The organism is Pseudoalteromonas sp. SR45-5 (assembly GCF_014163565.1).
Taxonomy (GTDB): domain Bacteria; phylum Pseudomonadota; class Gammaproteobacteria; order Enterobacterales; family Alteromonadaceae; genus Pseudoalteromonas; species Pseudoalteromonas distincta.
Window position 1 is genome coordinate 1 of record NZ_JACJDN010000074.1, and the last position, 10,058, is coordinate 10,058.

The 10,058-nt window shown below is 40.6% G+C and carries 8 protein-coding genes and 1 pseudogene; 2 read left to right on the forward strand and 7 right to left on the reverse strand.

The genetic code is table 11. The annotated features are described in order from the left end of the window. Positions 1-29: 29 nt before the first annotated feature. The 7 genes from fusA to H5072_RS04695 all read right to left on the reverse strand — a co-directional run bounded on the left by fusA (position 30) and on the right by H5072_RS04695 (position 8,932). Positions 30-2,114: an elongation factor G gene (fusA, locus tag H5072_RS04665; protein ID WP_182692855.1), complete on the reverse strand. Its 2,085-nt coding sequence runs from the start codon at positions 2,112-2,114 to the stop codon at positions 30-32. A 206-nt stretch (positions 2,115-2,320) separates the two neighbouring features. Next, entirely contained in the window at positions 2,321-3,046 is a 726-nt protein-coding gene (locus H5072_RS04670) for a response regulator (RefSeq protein ID WP_039488685.1), read from the reverse strand. Positions 3,047-3,060: 14 nt separating this feature from the next. Beyond that, positions 3,061-4,683, reverse strand: coding sequence for a sensor histidine kinase (locus H5072_RS04675; protein WP_182692856.1), 1,623 nt, complete (start codon positions 4,681-4,683; stop codon positions 3,061-3,063). 11 nt (positions 4,684-4,694) lie between these two features. Further along, positions 4,695-6,215, reverse strand: a complete 1,521-nt coding sequence (locus tag H5072_RS04680) for a tripartite tricarboxylate transporter permease (protein WP_024599701.1) — start codon at positions 6,213-6,215, stop codon at positions 4,695-4,697. Between the two features lie 3 nt (positions 6,216-6,218). Next, complete coding sequence (locus tag H5072_RS04685) at positions 6,219-6,686, reverse strand: tripartite tricarboxylate transporter TctB family protein (protein ID WP_024599700.1); 468 nt, start codon at positions 6,684-6,686, stop codon at positions 6,219-6,221. Positions 6,687-6,698: 12 nt separating this feature from the next. Further along, positions 6,699-7,679 (reverse strand): tripartite tricarboxylate transporter substrate binding protein, encoded by a 981-nt coding sequence (locus H5072_RS04690; RefSeq protein ID WP_182692857.1) that lies wholly within the window; start codon positions 7,677-7,679, stop codon positions 6,699-6,701. A gap of 11 nt (positions 7,680-7,690) precedes the next feature. Further along, positions 7,691-8,932, reverse strand: coding sequence for an OprO/OprP family phosphate-selective porin (locus H5072_RS04695; protein WP_182692858.1), 1,242 nt, complete (start codon positions 8,930-8,932; stop codon positions 7,691-7,693). Between the two features lie 499 nt (positions 8,933-9,431). Here H5072_RS04695 and H5072_RS21055 point away from each other — a divergent pair, with 499 nt between their 5' ends. Then, positions 9,432-9,635, forward strand: coding sequence for a hypothetical protein (locus H5072_RS21055; protein WP_259395891.1), 204 nt, complete (start codon positions 9,432-9,434; stop codon positions 9,633-9,635). 24 nt (positions 9,636-9,659) lie between these two features. Next, positions 9,660-10,058: pseudogene (locus tag H5072_RS21060) on the forward strand (DUF3857 domain-containing protein); the annotation flags it as partial.

Below are 10,058 nucleotides of genomic sequence, written 5' to 3' on the forward strand. Positions count from 1 at the left end.
CGGGTTTTTTTAAAGAGTTAAGGAACTAATTACTTAGCAGCTTTTTTCTCTTTTTCTGCTGCGATTACAGTTTCAGCTACGTTTTGTGGACATGGTGCGTAGTGTGAGAACTCCATAGAGAACTGACCACGACCTGATGTCATTGTACGTAATGAACCGATGTAACCGAACATTTCTGATAACGGAACGTCAGCTTTAATACGAACGCCTGTTAAACCAGCTTCTTGGTCTTTCATCATACCACGACGACGGTTAAGGTCACCGATTACATCACCAACGTGATCTTCTGGAGTGAACACGTCAACTTTCATGATTGGCTCAAGAAGTTGTGCGCCCGCTTTAGGGATCGATTGACGGAAAGCGCCTTTAGCAGCGATTTCGAATGCGATTGCTGATGAATCCACTGCGTGGAAGCCACCGTCGAAAAGTTCAACTTCAACGTCAAGCACAGGGAAGCCAGCTAGCACACCTTCGCTCATCATTGACTTAAAGCCTTTCTCAACTGCAGGCCAGAATTCTTTAGGTACGTTACCACCAACAACTGATGATTTAAACGTGAAGCCTGAAGCAACTTCGCCTGGCTTGATACGGTAGTCGATTTTACCGAACTGACCAGAACCACCAGATTGTTTCTTGTGCGTGTAGCTATCTTCAACTTCACGAGTGATAGTTTCACGGTAAGCAACCTGTGGTTGACCTACGATAAGGTCTACACCGTAAGTACGCTTAAGGATATCTACTTTGATATCTAAGTGAAGCTCACCCATACCTTTAAGGATAGTCTCGCCTGAATCTTCATCAGTCTCAACTTGGAAAGATGGATCTTCTGCAACCATTTTACCGATAGCAACACCCATTTTCTCATTACCGCCTTTATCTTTAGGCTGTACAGCAATCGAGATTACTGGAGTTGGGAATACCATTGGCTCAAGTGTTACTGGGTGCTTAGGATCACAAAGTGTGTGACCAGTTTGCACGTTTTTCATACCTACGATTGCAATGATGTCACCAGCTTGTGCGCTAGTTAATTCGTTACGGTCGTCTGCTTGCATCTCAACCATACGGCCAACACGCTCAGTTTTACCAGTAAACGCGTTAAGGATAGTGTCACCCTTGTTAAGTTTACCTGAGTAGATACGTACGAATGTTAATGCACCAAAACGGTCATCCATGATTTTGAATGCTAGCGCTTTGAAAGGTTCGTCAGCGGATACGATTGCGTATTCACCGTTTTCGTTACCTTCTTCATCCATAAGAGGTTGAGGATCAACTTCTGTAGGTGCTGGTAAGTAATCAACAACAGCGTCAAGTACTAACTGCATACCTTTGTTCTTGAACGCAGAACCACAGTATGTAGGGAAGAAAGCAAGGTCACGAGTACCTTTACGGATACAACGCTTGATATCTTCGATAGAAGGTACTTCACCTTCCATGTACGCTTCCATTAGGTCGTCGTCTTGCTCTACAGCAGTTTCAACAAGCATTTCATAGTATTCGTCTACTTTGTCTACCATGTCAGCTGGAACGTCTTCAATTGTGTAATTCTCTGGAAGACCAGTTTCATCCCAGATGTATGCTTTTTTAGTTAAAACATCAACAACACCACAGAATTCATCTTCGATACCGATTGGTAAAGTCATGATTAGTGGAGTAGCACCAAGTACTTTACGTACTTGCTCAGTTACACGGTAAAAATCAGCACCCATACGGTCTAATTTGTTAACGAAGATAATACGTGCAACTTCTGATTCGTTAGCATAACGCCAGTTAGTTTCTGATTGTGGTTCAACACCACCAGAACCACAGAATACACCAACACCGCCATCAAGTACTTTAAGTGAACGGTAAACTTCAACTGTGAAGTCAACGTGTCCAGGAGTATCGATAACGTTAAAACGGTGATCTTTCCAGAAACAGCTTACAGCCGCAGACTGGATAGTAATACCGCGCTCAGCTTCTTGTTCCATGAAGTCAGTAGTAGATTCACCATCATGAACCTCACCTGTTTTATGGATTTGACCAGTAAGCTTTAGGATACGCTCAGTAGTCGTGGTTTTACCCGCATCAACGTGCGCGAAAATACCAATGTTTCTGTACTTCGATAAATCTGCCATTAATTTTACTCTTAATAAAGTCGATAAATTATTCGGCAGGAGTATAACATCACTTAATGCGAACATCACCATGCAAGCCGCTTAAAATGCAATCAATTCAATATATTTTTTTTATCGTCAGAATCTATTAAATATCAAACATAACAAAAAAAACGCAAGGCATTGAAATTAATAGCGTTTAATACTTAAGTTTCAGATACACCAAGTTACTTCGCTATTTTATAGCAACGTTCAGGACGGCCAATACTGCCATAACTTTGATCCGCTGTTAACTTACCTGATTCAAGCAAATACTCTAAGTAACGGCGTGCTGTAGAGCGACTCACACCGACCAAATCGCCCATTTGCTGAGCAGTAAATGCAGTGGTTGCGTGCTCTACAAAAGCATCATGTATTTTTTGCAGGGTAAGTTGGTCGACCCCTTTTGGTAAACGATTAGAAATATTGGTTTGCTGCTTTGAGCCAAATAACGTATCAACCATTGATTGCGTTACCTCACTTGCATCAGAAAAACATTGCTGACGTGATTCAAAACGTGCAAGTGCTTGATCTAGTCGGTTTAACATTAATGGCTTAACTAAAAAGTCGCATGCGCCTAACTGCATTGCTTTTTCAAGGGTTTCAACCTCTTTTGCAGCCGTGAGCAGCATAACTTCACTTTTAATTGTTCGTCGTCGTAAATCAGTTAACAAATCTAAGCCATTACCATCAGGAAGGTGTATATCGAGTAAAATTAAATCAGGTTCAATTGCATGCAGCAAAGCTGTTGCCGTGCTTAAATTACCTGCAATGCCCACTACCTGATACTGTGCTTGCCTTAAACTTTGCTTTGGCGTTTGATTGCCTGCAATACCATTTGGTAATAACAAGTACTGCGCTAATAGCTGTGCTACCTCTACTTCGTCTTCAATTATTACTACTGAATACGTCATGTTTAATGCTCTTATTATTTTGGAATATAAACACTTAGTCTTGCACCAAGTAGGTCTGACTCACCAATTTCCAACGTACCGCCGCATGAGTCTAAATTTGTTTTTACCAAATACAAACCAATACCATGCTCTGCCCCTGATTTAGAACTGTACTGAGGTGTAAAAATAACATCATGGTCAGAACCTAACCCAAAGCCTGTGTCTTCTACATCAAATAAGAGAGTTTTACTGGTTTCATCAACGGTTACGCGTACTTTTGCAGAGCGAGAGCCTGATGCCCTAACAGCAGCCTCAATCGCATTATCAATAAGATTTCCTAAAATAGATATAACCCGTTCTAGCATTTCTTTACGTGCAATAACACCAAGCAAGCTGTCAGGGTTTAGCTCAAGCGCAACATTTAATTCTCGTGCTTTATGGTATTTACCTACCAACAAACCAGCAAGCACTGGGTCTTGTATGCGATCTAACAAGTTATGAATTTGTGCCTGAGAGCCTTGGCTTTCTTGTCCTATTATTTCTATAGCTTGTTCATTTTTCCCCATTTGCACTAACGCCCCAATTAGATTGAGCTTATTAGAGTAGTCATGAGTTTGTACTCTTAAAAGCTCTGCAAAAGCCTGAACTTTAGTTAGTTGTTGGCTTAAATACTCAAGTTCATCAGAGGGGCGCATACTCAGTAAAATGCCATCAGCCTGCCCTTGCACCTGTAAAGAAAATCTCGATAAAATAAGGCGTTTATCAGCGGCAAATAATTCAAATCCTACTATTTTACGTCGCTGATTACGCAATAAAAACTTAGCGTGCTCTGGCAGTAAATCGTTTAAGCTGAGGTTCTGATTAATAATTGAAGTTGGTTTATCTAATATTTCGCAGGCGCGTTGATTGAGTTTTCGTACTTTTCCGTCCGGGTCGAGTGCAATAATACCGCTGCGTACCGTATTTAAAATTGCATCTTGCTCTGAAAACAAACGTGCAATTTCATCTGGCTGCAGGCCAAAAATAGCATTTCTGACACGCTGTCCAATATAAATAGCCGCCAGTATACTTAAACCTACAAGTATTAAGCCCCATATTAAAATTTCACTACTGCGAGAGAGAATAAGCGGATCGATTGATTGTACTAAAAAACCAACCGACACAACGCCTACTATCTCATTATTACTTGCGTACACCGGCACTTTGCCACGAATTGATTCACCTAAACTACCATGAGCTACCGAAATATAGCGTTCACCTTTTAATGCAGCTTGGCTATCGCCTCCGACCATTTTTTTGCCAATTTTATCTTCATCTGGATGCACAATACGAAATGCATTCTCATCGCCAATAACAATAAAGTCAGCACCTACAAGTTGTCGTAAATCTTCAATTTGCACGTTAATAGCGTTTAAGTCACTAGGGGTTTGCAATACATTAATTACATCAGCACGTGTAGCTACACTACTAGCCACAGCTAATGCCTTATCGCCAATATGGCTATGTAAACTTTGCGCTGTAAGTTGATACACCAACGCGCCAAATAATAAAGCCTGCAATACACATAATCCTGTTACCCAAATAATTAATCGCGTTTCTAAACGTTTAGGTTTTGTGACCATGTTTTGCAATGGATTTAGCTTGTTGGTGTTTTTCATTTCATTCTCAATTATGCATTTGCTTTGTCTTCACGGCGTTGCATTAAATAATCTTTTAACGGAAACAACAGCACTAAAATTGAAATTATAAATATGCTCAATGTTAGCGGGCGATCCCATAAAAAGCTTAACGAACCATCGGAAATCATCATTGAACGACGGAAGTTTCGCTCAATCATATCTCCTAATATAAAACCTAATAATAATGGTGCCATAGGAAACGACAGTAATCGCAATATTAGCGCAACCACTGCAAATCCTACCATCATAAATAAGTCGAAGGTATTGAAGGACACTAAGTAAACACCAATTAAGCTAAAGAACAAAATCATCACAGTAAGTACTGACTTAGGCATTGCTAACACTTTTGCAAAGTAAGGGATAAGCGGAAGATTTAAAATAAGCAGCACAATGTTACCAAAGTACATACTTACAATAACCGCCCAAAATACACTTGGGTTTTCTTGCATAAGCATTGGACCTGGCTGAATGCCGTAAGCAATTAAAGCGCCTAGCATAATTGCAGTTGTTCCTGAGCCCGGAATACCAAGCGTTAACAGCGGTACAAACGATCCTGTACACGCGGCATTATTTGCTGATTCTGGGGCAGCTAAGCCACGTAATGAGCCTTTACCAAACTTTTCTTTTAAACCTTTTGGCGCTAAATTTCGCTCTGTTGCATAAGCCATAAAGCTCGCAATAGTTGCACCTGCCCCCGGTAGCACTCCCACTATAAAACCTAAAATAGACGAGCGACCAATTACTGGTGCTATTTCTTTAACCTCGGCTTTACTTAACTTGGTTGAACCTATTTGCGGAGTGTCGGAATCATTAATATTTTTAGCATCTTTTTTCTCTGGCTTTACAACATTTACAAGTGCCTCGGCTAATGCAAACGTTGCCATAGCAACTAATAAAAAGCTTATCCCGTCGAGTAAATCAGGTTGTCCAAAGGTAAATCGGTCAGTACCTGATGACGGATCGATTCCAACCGTTGCTAGCATTAAGCCAAACACGGTCATCATCATTGCTTTTAAAAATTGCCCTTTATTTGAAAATGCGGCGATAGCTGTTAAGCCTAAAAACATCAGTACTACATAATCAGGGGATTGAAAACTCAATGACACCTTTGCTAATAAAGGCGCAGCAACCATTAATAATATGGCGCCAATTGTTCCGCCTATAAAGGAGGAATAAGCAGCAATTGCCAATGCTTTACCTGCATGACCTTGTTTTGCCAGCGGATAGCCATCAAAGGAAGAAGCCACAGTGCCAGCAACCCCTGGTGCATTAATTAAAATAGACGACGTAGAGCCACCAAAAATTGCACCATAATAAACACCCGCCATTAAAATCATGCCCGAGTCGGCGCCAATGCTATAAGTAATAGGGATCATTAAGGCAATTGCGGTAATTGGCCCCAATCCTGGTAACATGCCTATAAAGGTGCCAACAAGGCAACCCGCAATAACATACATTAAATTATTAAAGTCGAGCACGGTCGACAAACCAAGCATAATTCCATCAAACATAACTTAACTCCACAAATCGCCCGGAACCAAGTAAATACCTAATACTTGAGTCATCAAAAACCAAAACACCACTGCAACCGGAATCGATGCAAATAGCAAAATTCCCTTACGTCTTTCGCCCATCACAAAAAAACCGGCAAGCAAAAATGCACTAGTCGAAATTAAAAAACCAATTGGCTCAAGTGCAGCGCTATAAATCACCATTAATATTAATAAACCAAAAGTGCGCAGCATGTGTGATTTTTCAAGAACATCACCTGCATTCGTTTTTTCTCTTGGTTTAAGCAATGTTGAACCAATAGACAGTAAGCACACCACAATACCAAACCCAGCATATACTTTAGGAAGAGTCGCTGAGGTAACTGTTTCGTATTCTTCAAACGGTAATAGTGGAATTTGCCATGCAACCACGGCATATAAAGTAAATAGTGCCAAGAATAAACTTGGCCCTAGTAATTCGCGATTCATCATTTTAAACCTCGATTAACGTGCTGCACGGATAAAACCAAGCTCTTCCATAACCACTTTAAGTTGTGCTTCCTGCGCTTCTAGTGATTTAATAAATTCATCTTTTTCTTGAAACAGATTTAGCCAACCATTACGAGCTCTCACAGCCTCCCACTCAGGAGTACTTTGCAACTCACGAAGCTTTTTTGTGTACTGTGCTAACTTTTCAGCGGGTAAATTAGGCGCAGCAAAAAGACCACGCCAATTTACAAATTCCATATCGTAACCAAGTGACTTAAGCGTAGGGATTTCTGGGTAATCAGGTAAAGGTTTACCAGATGTAACCGCTAAAATGCGTGCTTGACCACCGTTAGCTACTTCAAGCGCTTCACTTAAACCTGTTGAAAGTAAATTCACTTCGCCTGAAAGCAACCCTGCTTTCGCTTTTCCACCTGCATCGTAAGGAATATAACGCAAGCGTCGACCATCTATACCCGCCGCTTTAACAGCTTGAGCCGCCACTAAGTGATCCATACTGCCGCGAGCAGAACCGCCCGCCACTTTTATCGAACTTGGATCTTCTTTTATTGATTTAATAACATCCTCCCAAGTTTTAAATGGAGAATCGTTACGTACAACAAATGCGCCGTAATCTGCAACCATGCTGGCTACAGGGGTTAAATCACGGTAGCTATAAGGAATTCGCCCGCTTAAAGCACGCAATACAATAGGCGTTGAGTTAACCATTAAAATATCGCCCTTTTTTGTACCCGACTCGATTAAGTATGCAATAGCGCGACCGCCACCACCGCCAGACATATTTTGAAAAGATGCGTTACCTTCAATACCCGACTTAACTAAACCTTCACCTATACCTCGGGCTGTTGTATCCCAACCACCACCAGGACCGCCTGGAATTAAAAAGTGAGTGTCGGCTATTGCCAATGGACTGCTAAGCACTAACGATACTGCAATTATGGTCGTTTTTACTGATTTAAATGACTTAAATAATTTCATTGTGTGTATCCTTAAAATAAATACTGCATACGTGCACTAAAGCCCATGCCAGAGTCTTCATCGCCAACAAGTGCTGGAGTGCCGGCACCTTCTACATCGCTGTAAATTAGATTGCCCATAAATTTAATATCACTACTTACGTAATAAGATGTACCTAATGTATAAGTTGTTGCTTTTGTGCCTTGTAAGCTACTTGTAGCGTCTACTTCTGAAACACGTGCCACCAACTCCCATGCATCTTTAATATTTTTAGGTTGTACAAATAATGCAGAGCTCGCTTTGTATTGGCGCTGCTCGCCCCCTAAAAAGTAACTTGCCGATACATGAAAACCATCAAAGCGCTCGCCATCTAAAAAATCAGCACTATTAGCGGCATCAAGTGAGCGGCTTGCATATTCAGCCTCAAGTGTTAAAGAATCCGCCTGATAAGCAAACTCAAAACCGGTTTGCGATAAGCTATCAAGCGGGCTTGTTACACCACCGGCGGCATAATCAACAAGGCGGGTATTGGCTTCGCGCACTTCACCACGCGCAAAACGTGCTCCTAATTCATTGCCTCCCATGTCGCGATATGAATGCCATACGCCTAAATGAATTACATCGCCAGGTGATGCACTCGACCATGTAGCACGCCCAGTAATAGCAAGAGTAAGCTTGTCGTTTTCATCACTACCTGTTGCACCAAATGCATCATTTTTATAAACGCCTATCGCGTAACGAAAGCCAGAGTCTTTAAAATATTGATAAGCAGAAGCGCCCCAACGAAAAAATGGAGAGAAAGTATTGGCTAGCGAACTACGCTCAATCGTATTAATGTGCTTTGAACTGGTTAATGCATTTAGCGATATATCTTCGCGAATTTTACCTGCTTTAACTTTAAGTCCGTTATCAAAAGCATAACGAACACGCGCCATCACTATTTCAGCAGTGCCTTCAGCAAATTCGAGTAATAACTTGTGATCCCAATTTCCGTGCTCACTTTCAACGTAAGTACGAATACGACGAGGAAAAAAATCGCTGCCGCCAGAGCCCTCGTTATCGGCGTTGTAAGCACCGTCAAAATAGTTGTAGTCGAGCTGAACCCGTCCACCAAACTCTAAATTAAAAACGCTGGTAGTTTTTAATGCACTTACTTCTTTTTGTAGCGCATCTAATTGCTCTTGTAGTTTTTGCGTATCGTTATTGGCTAAAACGGATGTGCTTGCTAATGCAGCAGCAACTGCCAAAGCGAGTTGTGTGTTACTTGCTTTCATTATTTTCTCCACGCTTGTGTGTATATTTATTGTCAGGTAGATAAGCGACGACAAACTGCTATCTAACGCGCAGCTTATTGTTAACGGGAAATTAACGAAATATTTAGAAGGTAAGGTGCATTGATGATCGTTATGTGCTTTTTGCTCATAAAGTTCATGAACAAAAAGAGCAAAAACAGTTACTGTTATATCTTGATTTATAAACACTTTTAAGGGTTTTAATGATTACCGTACGAATAAACAGATAGGATTTTTGCAGATCTAACGAAACCAGTAATAAAGTAGGTTTAACTAATTATGGTTTGGAAATACCACTAAAAAATTATTTCAAGAACATTTTAGGGGAAGCTAAGCGTTTCGCAATTACATAGCAGTTCATTTATATACTATTAATTAACTACTCACGTACGGGCCTGTTAACATCTCATTGTCAAAAAAGTCTAAATTTGGTACATTCTTTCCTCGATAGTATTTATAAAAACAACTATAAGACCCTACAATGAAATGGAACTTTCTTCGACTCAGCTCTTGGCTACTTGCACTTACCTTATTAATTTTCTCTCATAATATTTTTGCGCAGCAATATAAAATAGATAAGCCAGCTAATTGGGTTAATACACATATTATTGAGCAACCCAAGCATTCCGACATAACCCAAGTGCGTGACGGTACACTGTATTTGTTACTCGATAACCAAACTTAAGTTCCAAATAAACAAAAGCAACAACGCTATACCCGCCTAGTTATGAAAGCTTTAAATCAAAGTGGTGTTAATTATATAAGCCAGCTTAATCTTGGTTTTGATCCAAGTTACGAGTCGCTAACATTAAACAGCTTAACAATTATTAGAAATAGCGAGCGCATTGATAAGCTTGGTAGCGCGAGAATGACGGTTATACAAAGTGAATCTGAATTAGCAGATCGTATTTATAACGGTAGCCTGTCACTCAATATTATTATTGATGATATGCGCAGTGGCGACATACTTGATTACAGCTACACCGTTACAGGCAGCAACCCTATATATGCTAATAAATTTAGTACAAGACGCACGCTGAACTGGTCGGTACCCGTAGTGCAACAAAATATGCGTGTACTTTGGGGTAAACAAACACCTCTACATATA